Source organism: bacterium, from assembly GCA_035295165.1.
GTDB lineage: Bacteria > Sysuimicrobiota > Sysuimicrobiia > Sysuimicrobiales > Segetimicrobiaceae > JAJPIA01.
Genome location: DATGJN010000094.1, coordinates 35,881 through 61,322 on the forward strand (window position 1 = coordinate 35,881; position 25,442 = coordinate 61,322).

Sequence of the window (25,442 nt, forward strand, 5' to 3'; positions counted from 1 at the left end):
TCGCGCGGACTCCGACCGTACACGATGGAGGGATGGCGATGCAGAAGCGCACGTTGGGTAACTCCGGGCTGGAGGTATCCTCGCTGTGTCTCGGAGGAAACGTCTTTGGCTGGACCGCGGACGAACCGGCCTCGTTCAAGGTGCTCGACGCGTTCGTGGCGGCGGGCATGAACTTCATCGACACGGCGGACGTGTACGCAAAGTGGGCGCCGGGTAACACGGGCGGTGAATCCGAGACCGTTCTCGGCCGCTGGATGAAGCAGCGGCGCAATCGGGACAAGGTCATCGTCGCCACCAAGGTCGGGTCCGATATGGGCGCGCCCGGCAAGGGGCTCTCCCGTGCCTATATGACCCGCGCGGTGGAGGCCTCGCTCGCGCGCTTGCAAACGGACTACATCGACGTGTATCAGTCCCACGTCGACGATGCGAACACGCCGCTGGAGGAGACGCTGGGGGTATACGCGGACCTCGTCGCCCAGGGCAAAGTCAGGGTGATCGGGGCGTCGAACTACCGCGCGGAACGGCTGTCGGAGGCACTGGAGGTCAGCACGCGTCACGGCTATCCTCGATACGAGAGCCTGCAGCCGCTGTACAATCTGTATGACCGCGCCGACTATGAGACGGCGCTCGAGCCACTCTGCCGCAGCGCGGGGATCGGCGTCATCAGCTATTCCTCGCTGGCGAGCGGATTCTTCAGCGGCAAGTATCGGACCGAGGCGGATCTCTCGAAAAGCCCCCGCGGGCAGGGCGTCAAGCGCAGGTTCTTCAACGATCGCGGATTCGCTATCCTCGCGGCGCTCGACGCGGTCGCGAAAGACCACCGCTCGACACCCGCCGCGGTGGCGCTGGCCTGGTTGATCGCGCGTCCGGGCATGACCGCGCCGATCGCGAGCGCCACGACCGTAGACCAGCTCAACGAGCTGATCGCGGCGACTCGGCTCGAGCTGTCCGCCGCGTCGATCGACCGGCTGAACCGGGCGAGCGCGTAGGGTCATGTCCGTTACCTCGCCCGAGGAGCTGGAGCGGCTGCGGATCATCGGCCGGATTGTTCGCCGGGCGCTCGACGCGATGGCGGCGTCGGTCCGGCCCGGCGCGACGACGGGCGAATTGAATGGCATCGGCGCGCGGGTGCTGGCCGAGCACGGCGCCGAGCCGTCGCCGCCCAAAGTCTACGGCTTCCCAGGCGCCGTCTGCATCAGCGTCAACGACGAGGCCGTCCACGGAATCCCCGGCGAGCGCGTCCTTCACCCGGGCGACCTGGTGAAGCTCGACCTTGTCGCGGAGAAGGGCGGGGTGCTCGCGGACGCCGCGGTGACCGTCGGGGTCGGTCCGCTGCACGGCCCGGCCGAGGCGATCGTGGGCTGCGCCGAGCGGGCGTTCCGGCAGGCGGCCCGGGTCGCGCGCGCAGGGGCGCGGATCAGCGAGATCGGCCGCGCCGTCACGCTCGAGGCTACCCGCGGGGGGTTTTGCGTGATGCCGGAGCTCGGAGGGCACGGCGTCGGCCGCACAATCCACGAGGCGCCGAGCGTACCGAACTATCCGGACCCAAACAACCGCGCGAGACTGACCGAGGGGCTCGTCATCACCATCGAGCCGATCATCGCGGCGGGGACGGGGCGCGGCCTCCTCGATCCGAACGGGTGGACCGTCCGGACCGCGGACGGAAGCCTCTCCGCGCACTACGAGCACACGCTGGTGATCACGCGCGACGCGCCGATCCTGCTCACGGCGTAACGCCGCGCCGGCGTCGGGCTGCCGGCGCGGTCTCGTCACGGGGCCTCGAGCGTCCCGTCGAACGAGAAGACCCGTTCGGGACGCAGCTCCAACAGCGCGGCGGCCCACGCCGGCAGGGACCCGTGGCGGGCACGCCAGTCCTCCGCGAATTCGGCGCTCACGCCGGCAAGTTCGCTCCCGTCGTGGATCACGACCGGGCCCTCCGCGATGACCGCGCGGTGCTGGGCCCGGACATCGCCGTCCGCGACCACGATCGACGCGAACGGCCGGGCGCGCAGATTGCGCAGGCGGGTTCCGGCGACCGTGGCGATCCAGAACGCGCCGCCCCAGACGGAGAATGCGATCGGAGCGGCGTGGGGCCGGCCGTCGGGCCTCCCGGTGGCCAGCACCGCGTAGACCTTGCGCTCGAGGAACGCAGCGAGCCGTGCGGCGTCCATCGCGCTCGTCCGCGGGTACGACTCCCGGATCCCCGATCCCGCCCGGTCGTAGCTGCGGGTTTGGATCTCGATCAGGACGCGGATGCTGTCGTCCATTCCTCACCCCCGCCGCGCGGTGCCGAGATGTTCGATGTGACGAGGCTCGCCGGCGTGCACCGCGGCGCTAAGATGATATCATCCAGAATGTCGTGCGTCGTTCTCACGAGGAGGTGGCGAACAGGATGCGGGGCGCAGCAACAGCACTCCTCATGCTCTTCCGGCTGGCGTGGGTGATTCTGCTCGTCCTGGGACTGGCCTTCTGGTGGGGCCGCGCGCTGCGGTTCGTCCCCGTGCACATGCTGGTCGGCGTGGTGGTCGTGCTCCTCTTGTGGGCGTTGGCCGCGCTGGCCGCGGCCGCGCACGTCCGGTCGCGGTCGATTCCTCTGGCCGCGCTGTGGGGCGTGTTCGTGCTCGTCCTCGGGCTCACGCAAACACGGCTCATGACCGGAGGCGCCCACTGGGTGATCCGGGTCTTGCACCTGCTGGTCGGCGTCGTCGCGATCCTCCTGGCGGAGCGGTTGGCCGCCAAGATCAAGCGCGCGCGTGCGTAGCGCGTCCCGCACGGAGCCGTTCGGGACCTCGCACACGCACTTCGGCTAGGGCGTCGGCGGGTCCGCGGGCGGTGCCGTGAGCGAGGCCCGTGGCATCGCCGCCACGCGCTCGAGCACGAACGCGCTGGCACAGATGCCGTTCAGGAACGACTCGATCGTCATGTTCTCGTTGGGCGAGTGGTTGTTCTCATCGGGCGGCCCGTAGGTCGCGCAGATCGCTGGCATGCGGAGCACGTCGGTGAACAGGAAGTTCGGCCCCGAGGCGCCGAGCACCGGCATCACGACCGGCGGAACGCCGTAGGCGCCGGCGATCGCCTCCGTGATCGCGCGGGAGACCGGCAGCTCGGGCGACGTCTTCGAGGGCAGCGTGCCCCCGAGGCTGCGGATCGCGACCTCCGGCGCGTGCACGCGGACGTGGCGCTCGATCTTGGCGAAGATCTCGTCGGGAGATTGGTCGGACACGAGGCGTGTCTCGAGCTTGACCACGGCGCGTGACGGAATGACCGTCTTGGAGCCCGCGCCAGCGTACCCACCCGCGATGCCGGTGATGTTGAGCGTCGGCTGGAACATGATCTTCTCGAAGTACGAGACGTTCGCGGGGCCGGCGAACTCCTCGATGCCCAGATCCGCCTTGGAGGCGCGCGCGTCGAACGGAATGCGCGCCATCGCGTCGCGTTCGTAGGCCGTCGGCGGGACGACGCGATCGTAGAACCCGTCGATCGTGGTGCGCCCCTCGGGGGACCGCATGGTGCCGAGCAGTTCGACCAGCGTCCAGATCGGATTCGGCACCGGGCCGCCGAAGTTGCCCGAATGCAGGTCGCGGTTCGGCCCGACGGCCTCCAGCTCCATCGTGAGAATCCCGCGCAGACCGAAGAAGACGATCGGCCGATTCGACAGGTGCATCGGGCCGTCGGCCGCGAACAGCGCGTCGGCCTGAAGCGAGCCCGCGTGCGCCGCGACAAACGCGGGCAGATGCGGGCTCGAGTTCTCCTCCTCGCCCTCGATCAGGAATTTGACGTTGAGCCGGGGCGGGCGCCCCAACTCGTCCAGCAGACGCAGCGCGAGGACGTGCGCGAGGAACTGCCCCTTGTTGTCACCGGCGCCCCGCGCATAGATCCGCCCGTCTCGTAGCGTCGGGTCGAACGGGGGGCTCAGCCAGGCATCGAGCGGCTCGGGCGGCTGCACGTCGTAGTGGCCGTAGATGAGGAGGGTGTTCGCGTCCTCTGAAACGCGCCGCTCGGCGTAGACCACCGGATGCCCGCCGGTCGGGAGCAGGCGCGCGGCCAGCCCGTGCTCCTCCAGCACCGCCTTCACGAGGTTTGCGCACTCGGCCACGCCGATGTTCTGGGTGCTGATCGACGGCTGGCGCAGCAGCCGGAAGAGTGTCGCGACGAACTCGTCCTGACGCGCCCGGACGGCCCGCAGGATCGGCGCGTTCGTGGGTGTGTCCATCGATCACGCGCCTCCCGGGCTCGCGATCGATGCGTCGTCGGGCGGCGGGGCCTCGGCGGGCCCGAGGGTCCGGCGCGACACCGGCGACGACAGGACGAGCGACGTGATGGGTTGTCCGTACTGCGTGACGCGGTTGATGAACGCCTCGAGATGCTCCACGGACGTGAGCGCGATCTTCATGATGTAGCAATTCTCACCGGTGATGCGGTGGCATTCGATCACCTCCGGCCACTCTTGCACGGCCGCACCCAGCGCGGCGGACCGCTCGGCTCGCGCGAACGTCACACGCACGAACGCGAGCAGCGGACGGCCGAGCGCGCGCGGGTCCGTCTCGGCGTGGTACCCGGTAATCACGCCCGCTTCCTCGAGCCGCCGCACCCGCTCCGCCACCGCCGGTTGGGTCAGGCCGACGCGCCGCCCTAACTCCGCGTACGTCAGGCGGGCGCTCCCCTGCAACTCGTGAAGCAACCGCCAATCTGTGCCATCGAGATCGACTTTGGAAGTCAAAGCCATGCGAAGTCCTCCACGCGACTGTATCGTCGATTATCCGTTATCGCCTGTGTTCTCCTATTGTATTTTAGGGGAATCTCCTTTACAACCAAAGTTGGGAAGGGTGGGGGAGTTCGCGGCGCAAGATCGGATAGATTCCGACGGCAGGGCGCGTGTACGCTGTGATCGGCTTGCATCAGGGCGACGGAGGTGCCGTGCGGCATGAGGGTGCGCGAATGGGCGGCCTTTTGGTTGCTCGGAACGATCTGGGGGTCGTCGTTTCTGTGGATCAAGATCGCGGTGGCCGATACGGGCCCGGTGACGCTCGCGGCGTTTCGGCTCCTGTTCGGGCTCGCCGGGTTGCTCGTGGTCGTGCGCGCGATGCGGCAGCCATTTCCGCGCGATCGCGGTCTGTGGGGGCGGTTGATCATGCTCGGCGCGCTGAATACCGCGTTGCCTTTCGCGCTGATCCCGTGGGGAGAGACACGGATCCCGTCGGGTCTCGCGGCGATCCTCAACGGCACGACGCCGCTGTTCGCCCTCGTCATCGCCCACTTCTGGCTGCACGATGAGAAGATCACCCGGGGCCGCGCCGCCGGTCTCGCGCTGGGGTTCGGGGGCGTGGTGGTGCTGATGAGCCGCGACCTCGGCTCCGGCGTGCTACAGAGCGGCCTCGTGGGCCAGGCCGCCGTGCTCGTCGCCGCACTTAGCTACGCGGTGGCGGCCACGTTCGCCCGGCGATACCTTCGCGGCCAACCGCCCGTGCTCCAGGCCACGGCCGCGGTACTCGCCGCCAACGTGATGCTCTGGCTCGCCGTTCCGGTCGTGGAACGCCCTGTGCGGTTCCCGCACCTGCCGATCACGTGGCTCGCCCTCGTGTGGCTGGGCCTGCTCGGGTCCTGTCTCGCGTACCTCCTGTACTACTACCTGATCAGCGCGTGGGGAGCCACACGCGCGACCGCGGTGGCTTACGTCTTTCCGGTGATTGGATTGGTGCTGGGGGTTCTGTTCCTCGGCGAACCGGTCAATGCGCGGCTGATCGGGGGCACGCTGCTCGTCATCGCGGGGATCGCGATGGCGAACCGCGCGCCGGCAAACGGGCCCGGGACGGCGACGGGCCGGGCCGCGACCGTGGGTTCCCAGGATCCTTCTGCGGCGCCGGCCGGCGTTCGCAGCCTCTAGTACGATCGCGATCGCTGGTCCGTCCACCATCCGTAGCAGGCAAGCGCGATACCGGCGACCAAGGGGACTGGAACGCGGAGCGCGCCGGCCAGCGCCGGCCCCAGCCACCCGTCGATCAGCGGATCCCGGAGGATCATTTCCCCTGACACGTAGCCGAGCACGCCGCCCGCGAGCCACACGATCCACGACTGCCGGTGCATGAGCCTGGCGAGCAGGCTGCTCCCCCACACGACGAGGGGCAGCGACAACCCGACCCCAACCACCACGAGCCCGTAGCGCCCACGGGCGGCGGCGGCCACCGCGAGAACGTTGTCGAGGCTCATAATCACGTCGGCGGCGACGATGATGCCGACGGCCTGGATCAGCGTGGCCCCGGCACGGGCCTGGTGTTCGATGCCGGTCTCGTGCCGGGTGAGCCGGACTGCGATCGCCATGAGTACCACGCCCCCGGCGAGCTGCAGCAGCGGGATGTTGAGCAGGAAGGTGACCACCACGATGAAGCCGACGCGGAGGGCGACCGCGCCGACGGCGCCCCACACCTGGCCTCGGGTCTGTTGATGACGCGGCAGCGTGCGCACGGCGAGCGCGATCACCAGCGCGTTGTCGCCGGCGAGTGCCAGGTCGATCAACACGATGCCGAGCCCGCGCGCCCAGAACTCGGGGTCGAAGAGCGCCATCACACAAGACGCGCTCGCGCGCGACCGGCGCGGTCAGGACCGATCACGGCCGAAGTGCGATGCCGAGGTGCGGGGACGATCGGCCGGACTGAGCGATGCCGAACGCGACGAGGGCGTTCGCGGGCGACGCCGCTCCGACGAGGAGCAGGCCGGGCGCCAGCGAGAGACCACCCTTGAACGTGAATCCGCCGACCGCGCCGCGCCACAGCACTCGTCCGGTGTCCGCGTCGGCGCCCCAAACCGTCCCCGAGTAGTCGGCCGCAAACACGACGCCGCGCGCGACGGCCGGCGCGCCGAGGACCTGCTTGGGACCGAGGAGCGTCCAGACGATCCGGCCCGTCGCCTCATCGAGGGCCACGAGGCGTCCCGGCAGGTCTGGGGTGAACCCTTTGGCCGACGGCGGATAGTCCTGCGTGCCGACGAAGATCCGGCCGCCGGCCATCGCGGCGCTCCCGGTGACGACGGCGCCCCGCTGCGGTGTGGTCAGGGACGTCTTCCAGACGAGCCGGCCCGTGCGCGCGTCGACCACGTAGTAGACCCCATCCTTCTCTCCGGCTCCAACGACCGTGCCCTGCGGGAGGGCAAACACGTTTGGCGTCGACAGAAAGTCGAGATCCTGAGTGTCGTGCGGGTGCGTCGGTCCGAACGCCCATTTGAGGTGGCCCGTGGCGGCGTCGAGCGCCAGGATCGAGTCCGACCCAGGGTCGGGGCCCGGGGGCGGATCGTTGCCAGGCGAGGGATTCCCGGTGGTCACAAAGAGCGTGCCGGTGGCGGGATCCAACCCCGGGCTCGCGAGCACCCCGGCTCCGCCGCCGCTGGCGTACTGGGGAATCACATACACCCAATCGACCGCGCCGGTGGCGGCGTCCAGGGCGATGACGCGCGCGCGGATCGGTTCGTCGATCGTGCCGTCGATGGCGACGTAGACGCGGCCTCGCCACACGAGCGGCGCGGACCAGATCACCTCGCCGACGCTCGGGTTGCCCACGTGCGTGCGCCACATCAGCCCGCCGGTCGCGTCGTCGAGGCAGAAGACGTCGGTGAGCGCGGTGGCGGTGTACACGCGGTGATTCGCCAGCGCCGGCGTGCTCCCGATCCCGAGCGAGTCAAACCCGTAGGCCGAAAACGGCCGCGCCCCCAGCGATACCTGCCAGCGAGGCCGCCCCGTCGCGAGCTCGACTGCGTACAGCGTCCCCCGCGCGGACCCCACGAACGCGGTATCGGTCCCGATTGCGGCGGCGTCGGGAATGGCATCGTCCGCCGCCAAGCGCCACCGGGGGTGCAGCATGGTCACGTTGGTCCGGTCGATGCCCGCTGCAGGATCAGACCCAGTCGCCGCGTAGTCGCGGTTGCGCATGGGCCAGGTGGGCTCCGGCGGCGCGGCGCCTGCGGGCCCGCCGAGCACGAGGCCGGCGAGGGCCGTACAGATCGCGATGATCCGCAACGCGTGTCGCATGCTCGGAAGAGGGCACGCCGATCCGACCTGAATCGCGGCACGACTCAAGCACGCCGGGAAGCGGCGGGCGATCGGTCCTTCTCGGAGGTTTGCTCCGCGTGCTCCGGGGTCCTGCCTCTGCGACGGTCGCCGCCCGGAGGCCGTGCTATGTTGCCGGAAGCGAGGCCGCGAGCCTCGCGCCGGTGCGGCGGATCACGGCCAGCAGCGCCGCAAGATCGTCCTCGGTCGTCCCGTAGTGGAGGACGCACGCCCTCAGGACGAAGCGGCCTCGGAGCGCCGCGTTCGTCACGAAGACCTCGCCGCCGGCCTGTGTCTCCTGCATGATCGCCTTGTTGAGCTCGTCCAGACGAGGGTCGTCCTGCGACCATCCCGGCGGGTTGTAGCGGAAGCACACGATCGAAAGCGTGACCGGGGCCATTCGCTCGAGATCGGGTGCGGCGTCGATCAAACCGGCGAGGCGGCGCGCCAGGGCGTTGTGCCGCGCGATGTGCGCCGCCGCGCCCCCGCGTCCCAGATGCTGGAGCGTCATCCAGAGCTTGAGCGCGCGGAACCCCCGCGTCTGCTGGAAGCCGTACTCCGAGTACCACGGCAGCCCGCCGAAGCCTCTGCCTTCCTCGGTCTGAACATACGGCGGCACCAGGCTGAACGTCTCGCGCAGCAGGCGGCCGTCGCGGAGCAGGGCGCACCCGCACTCCACGGGGACGGACAGCCACTTGTGCGGGTCGAGGGCGAGCGAGTCCGCGCGACTCATGCCGGCGTACTGCGGCGCCACCGTCGGGTCGAGCACGCCGACCGCGCCGTACGCGCCGTCGACGTGGAACCAGAGGCGTTCCGCCGCGCAGAACTGGCCCAGCGCGTCGAGCGGATCGATCGCCCCGGTGCTCACGGTGCCGGCGCTCGCGCATACGCAAAACGGCACGCGGCCGCGCGCACGATCGTCTGTGACCGCGGTGCGGAGCGCCGCGAGGTCCATGCGGAACGCCCCGTCCACCGGGACGGTGCGGACGGCGGCGGCGCCCAGCCCGAGCAGCTCGGCCGACTTCCGCATGCAAGCGTGGCCTTCCTCGGACAGGTACATGACGAGCGGCGCGTTCGTTCCCCGGAGGCCCGCGGCGCGGACGTCGCCCCCCGCCATCGCGACGGCCCGGTGCCGGGCCACGGCCAGGCACGTCAGCGAGGCCATGGAGCCGCCGCTGACGAGCAGGCCCATGCTGCCCTCGGTGGGAAAGCTCAGCAGCTCCATCAACCATCGAACCGCGCAGCGCTCCAGGTAAATGGCGGCATGGTCGCCGCCGGCACAGCTCGGGTCCATCGCCGCCGCGAGTATCTCGGCGAGCACGCCCACCGGGGACGGCGGGGAGTTGACCCAACCGAAGAACCGCGGATGCCCGTTGCCCATCGGGTGGGGGAGGATCGTTTCCGCAAACTGGCGGAGCATCGCCTCGGGCGGCATGCCGTCGTCCGGGAGCGGCTGTTCGAGCAGCGCGCGCCGCTCCTCCGGCGTCATTGGCTGGAACACGGGACGCTCACTCACGCCGGCGAGATGGTCGGCGGCCAGATCCACGACCGCGTGGCCGAGGCGCCGGAACTCCTCGGGGGGGAGCCCAGGGGCTGCGCCGCCGTCTGCCTGCCGTCGCCCGCTCGGTCTCATGATCGCGCTCCTCTCTTCTGCCCGCCCCCGCCTCCGATGGCATGGTGGGCGGATGGCGCAAGCGCACCGCTGACCTCCATCGCGAGATAGTACGCGCACGGCGCGCTGCCGTCGTTCGCGAACGCGTGCACGCAATCGCCGTCGTAGTAGATGCTGTCGCCGGCATGGAGCGTATACGGCGCCCCGTCGATCGTGAGGGTCAGGGTGCCCGACTCGACCGCGACGTACTCGCGGGACCCGGGCGCGTGCGGGGAGAACGCGCCGGCGTCGACGCCGGCGGGAATCGTCGTCCGCATGAACTCGAACTCCACGCCCGGGAGCACGGGCGACAGGATGCGCCGCTCCCAGCCGCTCGGATCGCGGGCCACGTCCTGTTCGGCCCGCCGCAACAGGACCACCCGCGCCGCGCGCTCCTGCCCGAGCAGACGGGCGATACTGGTCCCAAGTCCTGTTGCGATCCGGTCGAGCACGAGCACCGTGGGGACCTTCCCGCCTCGCTCCACGGCGGACAGCATGCTGCGGCTCACGCCGGAGGCGGCGGCGAGCTCCTCGAGCGACAAACGGCGGCGCACCCGCTCCTGCCGGATGCGCTCGCCGAGATCGGCAAGATCCAGGCCGTTTGCGAATCTGAGTGCCGTTCGTGGCGCTTTCGGCATCTTCAATAGGGGATTTTATCCGTTATAGTGCACCATGGCAAGAGGGAGGTCGCCGTCGCAGGCCTTCCACCCTTGGTCCCCGAGACACGACCCGCCTAATGCGCGGTTACTTGAACGTCGTGCCGGCGTCCATCAGCAGGTGTTCCACGAGTGGACCCAGAGCCAATGCGGGCAGGAAGCTCAGCGTGCCGACGATGATGAGCACCGCGGCGAGCCAGAGGACGAACTGCCACGTGTGCGTCGGGAGCGTGCCCGCGCTGGCAGGCCACTGTCGCTTCCCGACCAACGATCCGGCGATCGCCAGTGCCGGGATCGCCACCCAGAATCGCCCAGCCAGCATGACCGCGGCGCCGACGATGTTGTAGAACGGCGTGTTCCCGTTCAGCCCGGCGAACGCGCTCCCGTTGTTGTTGGACATGGACGTGAACGCCTACAAGATCTCGCTGAATCCGTGCGGCCCCGGGTTGGACACGCGAGCGCGGCCCGCCGCGGTCAACACGGCGACCGCGGTGGCGGTCAGGGCCACCGCGGGCATGATGAGGACGACCAGGGTCGCCATCCTAATCTCGAACGCCTCGATTTTCTTGCCGAGGTACTCGGGGCTGCGGCCGATCATGAGGCCGGCCGCAAACGCCGCGACGAGCACGTACACGAGCATTCCGTAGAGCCCGGACCCGATGCCGCCGTAGATGACCTCGCCAGTGTGCATCAGGAACAGCGGGACGACCCCTCCGGCCGGTGTGTAGGAGTCGTAGTTCGAGTTCGCCGAGCCGTTTGACGCCGCGGTCGTGAGCGTTGTCCACAGCGCCGAGGCGGCAATCCCGAAGCGCACCTCCTTGCCCTCCATGTTGCCGCCTGGTTGCGCCGCCGTTGCCCGCTGGTCGACGCCGGCCGGGGTCAACAGCGGGTTACCCGCCTGCTCGGCGCTCACGGCCCCCACGAGCAGCGGCACGAAGATGAGTGACATCGCGGCGAGCAGCGCCCAGCCCTGTTTCGTGTTGCCGACCATCCGGCCGAACGTGTAACACGACGCGATAGGGATCAGGGCCATCGCGATCGTCTCAAAGAAGTTGGACAGCGGCGTCGGATTCTCGAACGGGTGGGCCGAGTTTGCGTTGGTGAAGCCGCCGCCGTTCGTGAACTGCCTGATCGCGACGTCCGACGCCACGGGGCCCAGCGCGATCTGCTGCTCGGTCACCTTCACCGTGGTGGTCTTCCGGTGCCCTTGGGCGTCCAGCACCGGCTTCCCGTTCGCGTCGGTGACCGGCTGCGCGTACGCGGTCGACTCCATCAACGTCGCCGTCTGGTACGGCGAGAGCGTCTGGACGACGCCCTGGGACACGAGGAAGAGGGCGAACACCGCGGCGAGCGGCAGGAAGACGTACAGCGTCCCGCGGACGAGATCCACCCAGAAGTTCCCGATCGTCCGACCCGACGCGCGCGCGAGCCCGCGGAACAGCGCGACCATGATCGCCATCCCGGCGCCGGAGACGAACGCCTTCGGGACGAACCCCGCCATCTGCGTCAGGTAGCTCATCGCCGACTCGCCCCCAAAGTTCTGCCACTCCGTGGCGCTGACGTAGGAGGCGGCGGTGTTGAAGGCGAGCACGGGGTCGATCGAGAGGAACCGCTGGGGGTTGAGAGGCAGCGCGGCCTGCAACCGCAGCATCGCGTACAGGAGGATCATGCCGACGAGGGTGAAGGCGAGGAGCGCCGTGGTGTACGTCTGCCAGTCCATCTCCTGCTCCGGCCGTACGCCCGCCCACCGGTACAAGAGGCGTTCCACCGGCCGCAGGACCGGGTCGAGCCACGTTCGCTCACCTTCGTACACGCGAGCGATGTGGGCCCCGAGGGGTTTGGCCGACAATAACAGCACGGCCAGCACGACGGCGATCTGGAGCCAGCCCATCGTAGTCAACTGCACCACGGCAACTCGAAGAAAGGTGCGCGGGAGGTGTGAACAGCGCTCACTGCGTGGCGGATTGCACGGCGCCGGCGGCGCTTACCGACGGGTCGTCGGCGCGGGGGATCTTGAGGCGATACCGGCGCTGCGCAGTGCGAGGATCGACCGGGGTTTCGGGCGCCTGTTGACGATCCGCAGGCACGACCCCAGGCATAACAGGACGACGCCGACAAGCAGTGCGTCTGACACGACCATCACCTCATCATTGCGCCGCGCACGGTGTTGAGATCCATTCGGGAGCGCTCCCGTGCGCGGCGGACATCGTGGTCCCAACGCTCCCGCGCCATCCTACCACGGATCGCTGTGGCGGCGGCGTTAATGTATTGCTTCCCACCGCTACGAAGCCATTACGATTCTCTCCGCGGGGCCCGCCGCCGAATGTAATCGGTCGTTAATGGCAGCGCTACCCGCCGTAATGCCCCCGTAACGGCGGTTGGTGGTATGGTGCATGCGGTATCGCGGACGGGGCGGGTCGGTGAAAGACGTTGACCGAGATGATGAGATGAGCGCAGGTGGCGCGACGGCCGTGTCCAGAGTGTCCCGGTGCACGGGCGGCCTGCGGAACTGGCTAGCGGAGCTGTGGGAGACGATCCTCCTGGGATGCGTCATCGCGGACACGAGCGCGCTCGATTCGTGCGCGACGTGCGAGTCCGCGCGCCCCTACGTCGAGGAGATGCTGCGGATCCGCACGCTGCGCCGCCCCGCGCCCCGTCCCAGGTGGTGCCCTGGGCACCCGGACCGCCGCCACGGCGCAGGATTAACAAAACATTAATCCCATCCGCCCCCAAGGTAATGGCTCCGTAACGCGGTTCGTGATATCGTGGCGCAATAGCAGGGTGCCCCGGGCGCGGCGTTTCGGGTGGGGCACGCCAGGCGGCGCCCGGTGCGACGGCTGAGAGTGGGGATCGGGGAGGGGATCGTCCGTGGCGGACGTGGAGCTCATCGCGCTCGCGTTGCTGTTCGTCTTCTCGTGCGTGTGGATGGTCGAGGGCCTCGATCGGCTCATGGGACGGTGATGACATGGTCGTGATTGCAGGCGTGCTGTCGATCGCCCTGCTGGGATATCTGATCTGCGCGCTGCTGAAGCCGGAGTGGTTTGTATGACGAGCGTCGGAATCGCCCGCATTCTCCTCGTCCTCGTCGTCGTCTTCCTGCTCGTCAAACCCCTCGGCACCTACATGGCAAAGGTCTACGAGGGCGAGCGAACCATCTTCGACCGCTTCCTGCAGCCGTTCGAGCGGTGGCTGTACCGGATCTGCGCCATCGATCCGGAGGCCGACATGCCGTGGCAGACGTACACGATCGCCCTGCTTGCGTTCACCATCGTCGGGATGCTGCTGCTCTACGCGCTGCAGCGGCTGCAGGGCGTGCTGCCGTTGAACCCGCAGGGCATCGGCGCGGTCGATCCGAGTCTGGCGTTCAACACGGCCACGTCGTTCGCGACGAACACGAACTGGCAGAACTACGGCGGGGAGAGCACGCTGAGCGACCTGAGTCAGATGGCCGGGCTGACGGTGAAAAACTTCACGTCGGCCGCCGTGGGGATGGCGGTGCTCGTGGCGCTGATCCGCGGGCTGACGCGCCGCTCGGCCAAGGCGATCGGCAACTTCTGGGTCGACACGGTGCGCGGCGTCCTGTACATTTTGATGCCGCTCGCCATCGTCCTGGCGCTGCTGCTCGCGTGGCAGGGTCTCCCGCAGACGCTGTCGCCGTACAAGACGGCGACCTTGATGGAACCGACCTCGTACGAGCAGCCGATCACGGACGCCAGCGGCAAGCCCGTGCTCGACGCCAAGGGCCAGCCGAAGACCAAGACCATCAAGGTGACGGAGCAGCAGATCGCCATCGGGCCCGTGGCGTCGCAGCTGGCGATCAAGGAGCTCGGCACGAACGGAGGCGGGTTCTTCAACGCGAACTCGGCTCATCCATACGAGAACCCGACGCCGTTCTCGAACTTCCTGGAGCTGCTCGCGATCCTGCTGATTCCCGCGGCGATCGTCTATACGTACGGCCGGATGGTGAAGGACACGCGCCAGGGCTGGGCACTGCTTGCGGCGATGACGATCTGCTTCCTCCCGGCGATCGGCGTGGCCGTCGGGTTCGAGCAGGCCGGCAATCCACTGTTCCATTCGCTCGGCGTCGATCAGGCCGCGAGCCCGCTGCAGCCGGGCGGGAACATGGAGGGCAAGGAGGTTCGCTTCGGTCCGGTCGATTCCGCGTTGTGGGCCGTCTCAACGACCTCCACGTCGAACGGGTCGGTCAACTCGATGCACGATTCGTACACGCCGATCGCCGGCATGGTGCCGATGGTGATGATGCACCTCGGCGAGATCATCTACGGCGGCGTGGGCACCGGAATGTACGACATGGTGGCGCTCGTGATCGTCGCGGCGTTCGTGGCCGGCCTCATGGTGGGCCGCACGCCGGAGTACCTCGGCAAGAAGATCGAGGCGTTCGAGATGAAAATGGCGACGATCGTCGTCCTGGTGATGCCGGCGGTCGTGCTCGTCGGAACGGCGCTTGGGGTGGCGACCGCGGCCGGCAAGGCCGGCGTATCGAACCCGGGCCCGCACGGGTTCAGCGAGATTCTCTACGCGTTTACGTCGATGGGCAACAACAACGGCAGCGCGTTCGCGGGGTTGAACGGCAACACCCCGTTCTACAACGACGTCGGCGCGGTCGTGATGTGGCTGGGGCGGTTCTGGGAGATTGTCCCGGTGCTCGCGATCGCGGGATCCCTGGCCGCGAAGAAAGTCGTGCCCCCGGGCGCGGGGACACTGCCCACCTACACGGTGCAGTTTGTGCTGTGGCTGGTGGCCGTGATCATCATCCTGGGGGCGTTGAGCTTCCTGCCTGTGTTGGCGCTCGGCCCGATCGTCGAGCACCTGCTGCTCACCGCCGGCACCACCTTTAAGTGAGGAGACTGAGAGCATGAGCGTAGACACCGCGCACCGCGCGGCACACCAGCAGGCGATGATCTGGCGGGTGGCGATCCGAGACGCCTTTCTGCGCCTGGACCCGCGGCAGCAGGTCCGGAACCCCGTGATGTTCGTCGTGGAGATCGGCAGCGTGCTCACGACGATCCTGTTCTTCCAAGCACTCGGCGGGAAGGGCGAGGCGCCCGCGCCGTTCATCGGCAGCGTCGCGATCTGGCTGTGGTTCACCGTGGTCTTCGCGAACTTCGCGGAGGCGCTGGCGGAGGGCCGCGGCAAGGCGCAGGCGGAGGCGCTGCGGCGGGCGCGGCGCACCATCTCCGCCAGGCGGCTCGTGCGGCCGGAGCGGACCGCGCCGTCGGAAACCGTGCCGTCCACCGCGTTGCGGAAGGGCGACGTCGTGCTGGTCCAGGCGGGTGAAGCGATTCCCGCAGACGGCGAGGTCATCGAAGGGATCGCGTCCGTGGACGAGAGCGCCGTGACGGGTGAGAGCGCCCCGGTGATCCGCGAATCGGGCGGCGACCGGAGCGCGGTCACCGGGAGCACCGTGGTGCTGTCCGACTGGCTGCTGATCCGCATCACCGCGAACCCGGGCGAGGGCTTCATCGACCGCATGATCGCGCTGATCGAGGGGGCGCGCCGGCAGAAGACGCCGAACGAGATCGCGCTCAACATCCTGCTCGTCGGCTTCACGATCCTGTTCCTGCTGGTCTGCGCAACGCTCTACCCGTACTCCGTCTTCAGCGTCGGCGTCGCCGGCCGCGGCACCCCGGTGTCGATCACGGTGCTCGTAGCCCTCTTGGTGTGCCTGATCCCGACGACGATCGGCGGCCTCCTGAGCGCGATCGGCATCGCGGGCATGGACCGGATGATCAAGCGGAACGTGATTGCGCTGTCGGGGCGCGCCGTCGAGGCCGCCGGCGACGTGGACGTGCTGCTGCTCGACAAGACCGGCACGATCACGCTCGGCAACCGCCAGGCGGTGGAGTTCATTCCGGTCGAGGGCGTGGATGCGCGGCAACTGGCCGAGACGGCGCAGCTCGCGTCGCTGGCCGACGAGACGCCGGAGGGCCGCAGCATCGTGGTGCTCGCGAAGGAGCAGTACGCGATGCGGGGCCGCACGGTCGGCACCGGCACGGACGAGGCGCCGCACGGGGCCACGTTCGTGCCGTTCACGGCACAGACGCGGATGAGCGGGGTCGACTTCGACGGCCTGGTGATCCGGAAGGGCGCGGCGGCGGCGATCGTCGAGCACGTGCAGGCGCGCGGCGGCCGGATTCCCCAGGAGCTCTCGGCCATCGTCGACCGGATCGCCCGGGCAGGCGGCACGCCGCTCGTGGTGGCCCAGAACGAATCCGTGCTCGGCGTCATCTACCTGAAGGACATCGTGAAGGGCGGCATCAAGGAGCGGTTCCTGCAACTCCGTAAGATGGGCATCCGCACCGTCATGATCACCGGCGACAATCCGCTGACCGCCGCCGCGATCGCCGCGGAGGCCGGTGTCGACGACTTCCTCGCGCAGGCGAAGCCGGAGGACAAGCTCAAGCTGATCCGCGACTACCAAACCGGCGGCCGCCTCGTGGCGATGACCGGCGACGGCACGAACGACGCGCCCGCGCTGGCGCAGGCCGATGTGGCCGTGGCGATGAACACCGGGACGCAGCCGGCCCGCGAAGCCGCGAACATGATCGACCTCGACAGCAACCCGACCAAGCTGATCGAGGTCGTGGAGATCGGCAAGCAGCTCTTGATGACGCGCGGCGCGCTCACGACGTTCAGCATCGCGAACGACGTCGCGAAGTACTTCGCGATCATCCCGGCCGCGTTCGCGTCGACGTACCCGGCGCTCACGGCGTTGAACTTCATGCGCCTCAGCACGCCGGTGAACGCGATTTCGTCCGCGGTCATCTTCAACGCGCTCATCATCATCGCGCTCATCCCGCTCTCGCTGCGGGGCGTGAAGTACCGCCCGGCGAGCGCGGGCGAGATCCTGCGGGACAACTTGCTGCTCTATGGCGTCGGCGGCGTGATCGCGCCCTTCATCGGCATCAAGCTGATCGATGTCATCCTGGTGGCGCTGGGGCTTCGGTAGGATGCGCGCGCCGCGGGATCACCACGCCGTGGCCGGCACTCGAGCGGCGGTCACCCACCGCTCCTAAGGAGAGATGAATTATGCGTGCACAACTGCTTCCCGCAGTCATGCTGACCCTGATGCTCACGATCCTGACGGGGTTGTGCTACCCGCTCGCGATCACCGGGATCGCGCAGATCCTGTTCCCGCACCAGGCGAACGGGAGCCTGATCCTCGACAACGGCAAGGTCGTCGGGTCTGAGCTGATCGGCCAGCCGTTTACCGACCCGAGCCACTTCTGGAGCCGGCCGTCGGCGACGTCCCCGCAGGCGTACAACGCGGCGTCGTCCGGAGGCTCGAATCTCGGGCCGACGAACCAGGCGCTGATCGACCAGGTCAAGCAGAATGTGGCGGCGCTTCGCCAGGCGGATCCGGGCAACACCGCGCCCGTGCCGGTGGACCTCGTCACGAACTCCGCGAGCGGACTCGATCCCGACATCAGCGTCGCGGCAGCCCTCTACCAGGTGCCGCGCGTGGCTCGGGTCCACAAACTGCCCGTGGAGACGGTGCGCGCACTCGTGGTCAAGTACACCGAGGGACGGCAGTTCGGCATTCTCGGCGAACCGCGGGTGAACGTGCTCGAACTGAACCGGGCGCTCGACCAGGCGAAGTAAGCGCCGCAGGCGCTGTGGGCGGGGCCACTCGGCCGCGCGGCGCGGAGTCACGTGGATGGAGGGAGCCGTCGGGCCGCGCGTGCTCGTTGTCGACGACGAGGAAGCGCTTCGCCGGCTGCTCCGCGCCACCCTCGCGGCGCGCGGCTACCGGGTGTTTGAGGCCTCGTCCGGCCAGGGGGCGTTGGTCACCGCCGGCGCGGTGCACTCGGATCTCGTCATCCTGGACCTCGGGCTCCCCGACCTGGACGGCCTCGACGTGATCCGGCGCCTGCGCGAGTGGTCCAGCACGCCGATCGTGGTCCTCTCGGTCCGCGATCGGGACGACGACAAAGTCGCCGCACTGGACGCCGGGGCGGACGACTACCTCACCAAGCCGTTCAGCACGCTCGAGCTCCTCGCGCGGATGCGGGCCGCGCTGCGGCACGCAGCCCGGTCGGGGAACGAGGCGGTGATCGCGACCGGCGCCCTGACCGTCGATGTCGTGCGCCGCCGGGTCACGGTGGCGGGCCGGCAGGTCGCGCTCACCCCGGTAGGATACTCGTTGCTGAAAGCCCTCGCGCTCTCGGCGGGCAAGGTGCGCGTGCACCGGCATCTGCTCCGCGAGGTCTGGGGCCCCGCGTACGAGCACGATCTCAGTCTCCTCCGCGTCAGCGTCAGCAAACTGCGCCACAAGGTCGAGTCGGACCCCGCTCGGCCCCAGTACATCCTTACCGAAGCCGGCGTCGGGTACCGGCTGCGAGTCCCCGCGTAACGCGGCGACACCAGCTCGCCAGCGAGCTGAACGTTTTCGAGCGGAACCGGCGCTTGCCCAGGCGAGGTGAACCGTGCCGCGCGGGCAGGGCGCGGGGCACCACACGCTCGTCGTCGATCGCGCTGAAGGAGACAGTGCCATGCACGCCGTAGCCGCCACGCATGAGAGGTGGAGCGGTTTACCCGAAGCGGCGTCGTCGGTGACCCCACGCTGGCGACCCCAGAGACGGGGCGGTTGTTCTTTGACGCCGTGGTGGAACGGCTCGCGCAATTGCTGGAGGCCGTGGCAACGTGGGAGATCAGCGATCGGCTGCAGGCTCGCGCGCCGAGAGAATCCTGAGCGCGCATCTCGACCTCCCGTACGATGGCCAGGCTGGCGCGAACCGCGCGTCGGCGCGGTCGGTCGCCTTGACGGGCCCGAGCATCGCCCCGTACCATGACCGCCGTCATACGGCGGTTTCATCCGATGAACCGCACTCCGGGGACGCGTCCAAGGAGCGCCTCGCATGAAAAACGGGGCTCAATCCCGCGTCGCGCTTGAGCGGTATAGGATCCAGGCGCTCGATCGCGGGTTGGATCTGCTCGAATTGCTTCGCGATGCTCGAACCCCGTTGCGCTTGGCCGACGTGGCCCGGCGGCTTCGCATGGTGAAGAGCTCGGCCTTCCGCTTTCTCTGCACGCTGGAGAAACGGGGCTATGTCGATCGCGAGGAGCCGAGTGGCGAGTATCGACTCGGCATGGCGTGCGCCAGGTATTCGCGCTCGATGAAGGCGCAACCGTTGACGCAGATCGCCCTGCCGCAGATGCGGGTGTTGCTCGAACGGTTCGGGGAGACTGTGAACCTCGCCGTCCTGCGGGGCGGCCAAATCTTTTACGTCGAGATTCTTGAAAGCCCGCACTCGTTCCGCATGGCCGCGCAGGTGGGCACGACGGCCTTTGCCCATTCGACGGCCGTGGGCAAGGCCATCGCCGCGTTCTTGCCGAGAGCCGAAGGTGAGGCCATGGTCAGCGCATCGGGACTCCCTCGACTCACCGCGCGGACGATCACCACGCCGAGCGCGTGGCAGCGGGAGGTGCTCCGCACGCGGGCCCGCGGATTCTCCGAAGACGATGCGGAGAACGAACCGGGAGCGTGTTGTCTTGGGGCGCCGATCTTTGAGGGGGTGAACGACCGCGTCATCGCTGCCCTCAGCATCTCGGGGCCCGCCGATCGGATGCAGATCGTACGGCACCGAGCGGTGCAGGCGTTGGTGAGGTCGTGCAAGGCGATCTCTCGCGCCATGGGGCATCATGACCCCGCGATGCGACGCTCCGCGCGGGTGCGCTCTCAGTGACACGTGGTCCCCGCGGGCGCGGCCGCGCCGGGCGGGGTCCAGACGAACGCTCAGGCGAGCCCTCTTCGCCGGGAGGAGTTCAGAAACCGAAGCGGGAATCCGCAGGGTCAAACTGATCCAGGCGTTTCACTCAGTAGAACACGGCGAGAGGGTGTTGTCGCCCGCGCCGCGGACAGCGGAGCGCAAAGGAGGAGGATTCCCGATGGGTAGTTCCATGTGGACCCGAAGGAAGATGCTGCGAGACGGCGGGCTGGCCGTGCTCGGCGCCGCGGGCGGACTCGGAACTGCTCTACGCGGAGGATGGCCCGCCGGTGCGCTGCCCACGGCACAAGCGGCAGCCGGTACTCCGGTGAAGGGCGGCACGCTCAAGGTGGCGCAAGTGGGTGACCCCCCGACGTTGGATATCATGGCGTCGACGGCGGACGTCGTGACGAACGACACGCAGGGGATCTTCGAGGGGTTCTTTGCCCTGGACAGCAGCGGCAACGCGCAGCCGATGCTCGCCGCGGGAGCGCAGTGGTCGAATGGGAATCTCACGCTGACGCTCCCGCTGCGCACGAACGTCCTGTTTCACAGCGGCGCGCCGATGACGGCGGCCGATGCTGCCGCCTCGCTCCAACGGTGGCTCAAGCTTGCGCCGCTCGGACAATCGAGCGCATCCGCCGTCAAGAGCATTACGGCTAAAGACGCGCACACGGTCGTGATCGAGCTCTCCCGGCCACTCGGTCTGCTGCCGACCTACTTGGCCTCGGCCAACGCCATGGCGGCCGTGATGCCGAAAGCGATCCTCGATAAGTACGGAGACAAGCCCGTCCAGGAATACATTGGCACCGGGCCCTACATGTTCAAAGAGTGGAAACCTGACGCCTACCTCCGCCTCGTGCGGTGGGATAAGTATGTGCCCGTGAGGCAGCCGGGCAGCGGCTACGCCGGCCAGCGGATGGCCTACGCGGACCAGATCGATATCCTTCCGGTCCCCGATGCCAACACTCGGTTGGCGGGAATGCAGTCCGGACAGTACGACATCGCGTTCTCGGTGCCGCCGGATCAGTACGCGCAGGTGAAAAGCATCTCCAGCCTGCACGTCGCGTTCCTCAAACCGAGCGAGTGGTTCATTTTCAATCTCAACAAGAAGGCACGAATGTTCACGGACCTCAAGATGCGCCAAGCGTTTCGTAAGGCGATCGACAGCAAACCCATCATGGAAGCGGCCTTCGGGCCGCAAGAGTTTTGGAGCATTGCCTCGCCGACGATCGGGTATCTGGCGTACGAGGATGACAAGACCGGCGCAGACGTGTTTAACCACCAGGACATCCCTGGGGCGAAGGCGCTGTTGCAGGAGGCCGGCTACAAAGGCCAGCCGCTCGTGTGGCTGACGACCAAGAACTACGATTACATGTACAAGGGGAGCACCGTCGCGAAGGCGCAACTCGAGGCCGTGGGGTTCAAGGTCGACCAGCAGGTCCTCGACTGGGCGACCGTTGTTCAGCGGCGGGCGCAGCCGGACGTCTACGACGTCTTCCAGACCGGCATGGGAGGAGCCCCCGCGATTCCCCCGGCGATGGACGCGTTCGTTTCCGACGGCTGGCCGGGTTGGTGGACGGACCCGAAGAAGGCGGCAGCGATGGAGAAGTTCGAAGGGAGCGTCTCGCTTGCCGACCGCAAGGCGGCCTGGTCGTCGATCCAGCAACTGTTCTACGATGAGGTCGTCGCGGTCAAGGTGGGCGACTTCTACGACTACTTTGTCATTCAGAACAGGGTCCAAGGCTTTACGGCGGTCGACTATCCTCCGTACTGGAATCTCTGGCTCGCGAGTTGAGGGCCGGATCGCCGTCTACCGCGCAGGCGTCCCATCTGTCTGCGCGGTAGACGCATCGTTCGAAGACGGGACGCCGGCGTGCACCGCGAGCACGGACCACGGACCTCAGACACGCGGCGGGCATCGATGACGACGTCCTTCGCAGATCCGGTTGGAACCCGAGGCAACGCGTGACCGGATTCATCATCCGCCGGCTCCTCGCCGTGATCCCGGTGCTCCTCATCGTCGCGGCGTTTGCGTTCTTTCTTGTCCATCTCACGCCCGGCGATCCGGCCGGGTACATGCTCGGCCCGCTCGCCACCCCGGCGCAGATCAACCAACTCCGGGAAGTGCTCAATCTGAACCTGCCGCTCCCCGTCCAGTTTGAGCGCTGGTTCGTTCGGGCGCTGCACGGCGATATCGGGGAATCGCTGTTCATGTCCATCCCTGTGCCGCTCGCGATCTGGCAACGCGTGGAGCCGACCCTCCTCCTGACGCTCATGGCGGTAGTCGTCGAAGTGTTGATCGGCGTTCCCGCGGGCATCATCGCCGCGACGCACCGGAACTCCTGGGTCGACCAGATGGCGATCGCGCTCACCTCGCTCGGGCTGTCCATCCCGAGCTTCTGGCTCGGGTTGAACTTCATCTTCTTCTTTGGCGTGCACCTGCGGATCTTGCCGGTGGCGGGGTACGTCCCCCTGAGCGTCAGCTGGATCGGGGCGATTCGCTCGCTCTTGATGCCGTCTTTTGCCCTCGGGCTGATCAGCGCGGCCCTCGTTGCACGCATGACTCGCTCCAGCATGCTTGAAGTGCTATCGCAGGATTTCGTCCGAACCGCCCGGGCGAAGGGCGTGGCCGAGTGGGTCGTGATTTGGCGGCACGCGTTGTGGAACGCGATCCTCCCTGTCATGACCGTGGTTGGGAACAGCTTCGCGATTCTCTTGGGGGGGCTCGTCATCACGGAGCAGGTGTTTGCCATTCCCGGCGTGGGGCTGCTCGTCATCAACGCCGTGCTCCACCGCGACTACCCCGTGGTGCAGGGCGTGCTGCTCTACATTGTCACTCTGTACATCTTTATCAACGTCGGCATGGACATCCTCTACGCGCTGCTCGATCCGCGCATCAAGTTTGGATGAGCACGATCCGCTCCGTGCCGATCGAGGCTCCGGGATCGGCGGCGCCGTCCGCACGCTCGACCCGCGTGCGCTTCTACCGCCTGTTCCGCCGGAGCCGACTCGGCATGACCGGGGCCGCGTTGCTTGCCATCGTGGTCCTCTGTGCGCTGGGCGCTCCGTGGATCGCCCGGCAGAACCCGCTCGCCCTGGATCCGGCCGTGCGACTCCATCCGCCCGGGGCGGGGCATTGGTTCGGCACCGACGACTTCGGACGGGACGTTTTTAGCCGGGTCGTCTACGGGTCGCGGCTGTCTCTCGAGGTCGGCAGCTTGGTCGTGATGGCCACGGCGGCGCTCGGGATTCTCTCTGGCATCGTGGCGGGGTATTTCCGCGCGGCGGACGGCGTGATCATGCGCGTAGTCGATGCGCTCCTCGCGATCCCGCCGGTGCTGCTGGCGATCGCTTTGATGGCCGTCCTGGGGCCCCGCGTCAGCAACGTCGTCGTGTCGCTCACGATCGCCTACGTGCCGCAGCTCATTCGGGTCGTCCGGTCGCAGGTACTCGTTCTCCGGGAAGCGTTGTTTGCCGAGGCGGCCAAGTCGGCGGGCGCAACCGACAGCCGGATCGCGTTTCTCCACGTGCTCCCGAACGCGATTTCTGTGGTGATCATCCAGAGCACGGTGACATTTGCGGACGCGGTGTTGACGGAGGCGGGCCTCAGCTATCTCGGGGTTGGCGAGCCACCCGGCGTACCATCGTGGGGCAACATCCTTGCCGATGGCCGCAACTACATGCTTGAGGCGCCGTGGATGACCGTCTTCCCCGGTCTTGCCATCGTGATATGCGTGCTCGGGCTCAACTTGCTTGGCGATGGCTTGCGGGACGTGCTCGACCCGAGGACCCAAGGACGGTAGCTCGAATCCGCTCGGCACGTCGCAACATCGCGCGGCGGAGCCCACGAGCGGGCGAGGGAGCGGGGGAAGGGAGACTTCGTTGCGCCGCCGACGGCCCAGACGTGGGGCGCGAGGGTGTCCTGCGCGCGTCCTGGGTGACGCGGGCGCGATCGGTGCCCGTCAGGCGGGTGCGGGGCTCGCTTCCGCGGCCAGCGTCCACCCCGTAATGCCGGTCAAGGCCACGAACCCCAACTTCTCCAAGATCGGGCGGCTCGTGGCGTCGCGGGAGTCGACCGTGAGATAGCGGTAGCCGCGCCGGCGTGCTTCCTCCGCGCGGGCTGCGACGAGGGCGCGGTAGATGCCGCGCCTGCGGTAGGCGGGGACAGTGCCGCCACCCCAGAGCCCCGCGAAGGACCGGCCGGGCGGCAGTTCCACGCGCGCGCCCGACACCGCTCCGCCGTTGGCGTAGGCGACGTAGAGGCCGAGCGACGCATCGGCCAGGCGCGAACCGAACGCCTCCATCTTCCATCCATCGTTCCGGCCGAAGGCGGCGCTGCTCACCGCGACCAGATCCGCGAGGCCGGCCGCGTCGGTGACGCGCCGGATCTCGACACCGGCCGGCGCGGCCCCGCGCAGCGTGCGCGCGGCAAGATCGAACACCATGAGCGTCTCTGGATCGCCCGGCACGAAGCCTGCCGCGGCGAGCTGCCGGCCGAGGTCGGCCGGGAGGTCGTGGCCGTACACTTTCCACTCGACCTCGGTGCCGATCGACCTGAAAAACGAGACCTGCGCGGCGATCACCGCCGGGACATCGACCCCGGCGAGATCGGAGAAGACGATGCAGTTTTGGGCGCCGATCGCTCGGACGACTGCGCCGTCGCGCTCGTAGCGCATGCCCGCCTCCGGCGGCGGGGCGGCGCGCATTTGCGCATCGTACAAGGCCAGGATCTCGGACGCGCTCATGGGTCTACGCTAGGCGCGATTCCCTCCGCAGCGTCTGGCCCGATCGGGTCCGCCCGGTGCCTGTCCGCGACCAAAGACACGGCGTCAAATCCACACATCGTTCTTGGCGGTCCGTTCGCCGCCCGCATGTCCGGTATTGAGCACCCCACGCGGTTCGATGAGCAGCAACTTCACCTCGGCCTGTGCGGACGGTTTGTGTTCGACGCCCTTTGGGACGACGAACATCTCGCCAGTCGAAACATGAACCGCGCCGTCGCGAAAGTCGATCCGCAGATCGCCTTCGATCACGATGAACGTCTCGTCGGTGTCCTTGTGATCGTGCCAAATGAAATCGCCCTGCACCTTCACGACCTTGAACTGGTAGTCGTTCATTTCCGCGACGACCTTCGGCTGCCATTGCTCGGCGAACAACCCGAACTTTTGGCCGAGGTTGATGGAGTTGTAGGCCATACCGTCACTCCCTCCAGGACACCCGTGTATGGAAGTCTAGTGCCGCTCCAACTTGATTGAGGGACTGTGATATGATGAGGGCAACAAACCAACGCAGCCTACGTCGCAGCAGCGGAGGTCCCCATGCGTCCTCTGACTGTCCGTCGCATGCGCCCCACGGAACGGCGGCTGTTG

22 protein-coding genes and 1 pseudogene are annotated in these 25,442 nt (G+C 68.1%); 13 read left to right on the forward strand and 10 right to left on the reverse strand.

Annotated features, from left to right (window positions below):
• Positions 1-38: 38 nt before the first annotated feature.
• Together VKZ50_16665 and map are read left to right on the forward strand one after the other, a co-directional pair.
• Complete coding sequence (locus tag VKZ50_16665) at positions 39-989, forward strand: aldo/keto reductase (protein ID HLJ61360.1); 951 nt, start codon at positions 39-41, stop codon at positions 987-989.
• Between the two features lie 4 nt (positions 990-993).
• A complete protein-coding gene (gene map / locus VKZ50_16670; GenBank protein HLJ61361.1) occupies positions 994-1,734 on the forward strand; it encodes a type I methionyl aminopeptidase in 741 nt (246 codons plus the stop codon).
• Between the two features lie 35 nt (positions 1,735-1,769).
• Here the strand turns inward: map and VKZ50_16675 are convergent, their stop codons facing one another.
• Positions 1,770-2,267 (reverse strand): pyridoxamine 5'-phosphate oxidase family protein, encoded by a 498-nt coding sequence (locus VKZ50_16675; GenBank protein HLJ61362.1) that lies wholly within the window; start codon positions 2,265-2,267, stop codon positions 1,770-1,772.
• Between the two features lie 125 nt (positions 2,268-2,392).
• Between VKZ50_16675 and VKZ50_16680 the strand changes: the two genes are divergently transcribed.
• Positions 2,393-2,761 carry a hypothetical protein gene (locus VKZ50_16680; protein ID HLJ61363.1) on the forward strand — a complete coding sequence of 123 codons (369 nt, stop codon included), beginning with the start codon at positions 2,393-2,395 and terminating at the stop codon, positions 2,759-2,761.
• A gap of 45 nt (positions 2,762-2,806) precedes the next feature.
• On the opposite strand, the gene VKZ50_16685 is transcribed toward VKZ50_16680, so the two are convergent.
• Together VKZ50_16685 and VKZ50_16690 are read right to left on the reverse strand one after the other, a co-directional pair.
• Positions 2,807-4,213: a M20/M25/M40 family metallo-hydrolase gene (locus VKZ50_16685; protein HLJ61364.1), complete on the reverse strand. Its 1,407-nt coding sequence runs from the start codon at positions 4,211-4,213 to the stop codon at positions 2,807-2,809.
• Positions 4,214-4,216: 3 nt separating this feature from the next.
• Positions 4,217-4,726: an Lrp/AsnC family transcriptional regulator gene (locus tag VKZ50_16690; GenBank protein ID HLJ61365.1), complete on the reverse strand. Its 510-nt coding sequence runs from the start codon at positions 4,724-4,726 to the stop codon at positions 4,217-4,219.
• Between the two features lie 198 nt (positions 4,727-4,924).
• Between VKZ50_16690 and VKZ50_16695 the strand changes: the two genes are divergently transcribed.
• Complete coding sequence (locus VKZ50_16695) at positions 4,925-5,884, forward strand: EamA family transporter (GenBank protein HLJ61366.1); 960 nt, start codon at positions 4,925-4,927, stop codon at positions 5,882-5,884.
• Here VKZ50_16695 and VKZ50_16700 read toward each other — a convergent pair.
• The 5 genes and pseudogenes from VKZ50_16700 to kdpA (VKZ50_16720) form a co-directional block, all read right to left on the reverse strand.
• Entirely contained in the window at positions 5,881-6,561 is a 681-nt protein-coding gene (locus VKZ50_16700) for a TerC family protein (protein ID HLJ61367.1), read from the reverse strand. The two genes, VKZ50_16695 and VKZ50_16700, sit on opposite strands and share 4 nt — an antisense overlap.
• A gap of 43 nt (positions 6,562-6,604) precedes the next feature.
• The gene (locus VKZ50_16705; GenBank protein HLJ61368.1) at positions 6,605-8,017 is read right to left on the reverse strand and encodes a PQQ-binding-like beta-propeller repeat protein; all 1,413 of its coding nucleotides are present in this window, start codon (positions 8,015-8,017) and stop codon (positions 6,605-6,607) included.
• A gap of 145 nt (positions 8,018-8,162) precedes the next feature.
• Positions 8,163-9,668 (reverse strand): pyridoxal-dependent decarboxylase, encoded by a 1,506-nt coding sequence (locus VKZ50_16710; protein ID HLJ61369.1) that lies wholly within the window; start codon positions 9,666-9,668, stop codon positions 8,163-8,165.
• The gene (locus tag VKZ50_16715) at positions 9,665-10,324 is read right to left on the reverse strand and encodes a cupin domain-containing protein (protein ID HLJ61370.1); all 660 of its coding nucleotides are present in this window, start codon (positions 10,322-10,324) and stop codon (positions 9,665-9,667) included. Before VKZ50_16715 ends, VKZ50_16710 begins: the two co-directional genes overlap by 4 nt.
• A gap of 106 nt (positions 10,325-10,430) precedes the next feature.
• A pseudogene (gene kdpA / locus VKZ50_16720) lies at positions 10,431-12,242 on the reverse strand (potassium-transporting ATPase subunit KdpA).
• A gap of 1,145 nt (positions 12,243-13,387) precedes the next feature.
• On the opposite strand from kdpA (VKZ50_16720), the gene kdpA (VKZ50_16725) reads away from it, so the two are divergent.
• From kdpA (VKZ50_16725) to VKZ50_16765, 9 genes are all read left to right on the forward strand, one after another.
• Positions 13,388-15,205 carry a potassium-transporting ATPase subunit KdpA gene (gene kdpA, locus VKZ50_16725; GenBank protein HLJ61371.1) on the forward strand — a complete coding sequence of 606 codons (1,818 nt, stop codon included), beginning with the start codon at positions 13,388-13,390 and terminating at the stop codon, positions 15,203-15,205.
• 13 nt (positions 15,206-15,218) lie between these two features.
• A complete protein-coding gene (gene kdpB / locus VKZ50_16730; GenBank protein HLJ61372.1) occupies positions 15,219-17,312 on the forward strand; it encodes a potassium-transporting ATPase subunit KdpB in 2,094 nt (697 codons plus the stop codon).
• Positions 17,313-17,392: 80 nt separating this feature from the next.
• Positions 17,393-17,965, forward strand: coding sequence for a potassium-transporting ATPase subunit KdpC (kdpC, locus tag VKZ50_16735; GenBank protein ID HLJ61373.1), 573 nt, complete (start codon positions 17,393-17,395; stop codon positions 17,963-17,965).
• A gap of 55 nt (positions 17,966-18,020) precedes the next feature.
• Complete coding sequence (locus tag VKZ50_16740; GenBank protein ID HLJ61374.1) at positions 18,021-18,716, forward strand: response regulator; 696 nt, start codon at positions 18,021-18,023, stop codon at positions 18,714-18,716.
• Between the two features lie 168 nt (positions 18,717-18,884).
• Complete coding sequence (locus VKZ50_16745; protein ID HLJ61375.1) at positions 18,885-19,055, forward strand: creatininase family protein; 171 nt, start codon at positions 18,885-18,887, stop codon at positions 19,053-19,055.
• A gap of 166 nt (positions 19,056-19,221) precedes the next feature.
• On the forward strand, positions 19,222-20,049 hold the full coding sequence (locus VKZ50_16750; protein ID HLJ61376.1) for an IclR family transcriptional regulator: 828 nt from the start codon (positions 19,222-19,224) through the stop codon (positions 20,047-20,049).
• Between the two features lie 202 nt (positions 20,050-20,251).
• Positions 20,252-21,868 (forward strand): ABC transporter substrate-binding protein, encoded by a 1,617-nt coding sequence (locus tag VKZ50_16755; protein HLJ61377.1) that lies wholly within the window; start codon positions 20,252-20,254, stop codon positions 21,866-21,868.
• Between the two features lie 170 nt (positions 21,869-22,038).
• Entirely contained in the window at positions 22,039-22,983 is a 945-nt protein-coding gene (locus VKZ50_16760; protein HLJ61378.1) for an ABC transporter permease, read from the forward strand.
• On the forward strand, positions 22,980-23,876 hold the full coding sequence (locus tag VKZ50_16765; protein HLJ61379.1) for an ABC transporter permease: 897 nt from the start codon (positions 22,980-22,982) through the stop codon (positions 23,874-23,876). The genes VKZ50_16760 and VKZ50_16765 overlap by 4 nt, the downstream gene beginning before the upstream one ends.
• A 159-nt stretch (positions 23,877-24,035) precedes the next feature.
• On the opposite strand, the gene VKZ50_16770 is transcribed toward VKZ50_16765, so the two are convergent.
• Together VKZ50_16770 and VKZ50_16775 are read right to left on the reverse strand one after the other, a co-directional pair.
• Positions 24,036-24,818 (reverse strand): GNAT family N-acetyltransferase, encoded by a 783-nt coding sequence (locus VKZ50_16770; GenBank protein ID HLJ61380.1) that lies wholly within the window; start codon positions 24,816-24,818, stop codon positions 24,036-24,038.
• A gap of 84 nt (positions 24,819-24,902) precedes the next feature.
• Positions 24,903-25,268: a cupin domain-containing protein gene (locus VKZ50_16775; protein HLJ61381.1), complete on the reverse strand. Its 366-nt coding sequence runs from the start codon at positions 25,266-25,268 to the stop codon at positions 24,903-24,905.
• Positions 25,269-25,442 lie beyond the last annotated feature (174 nt).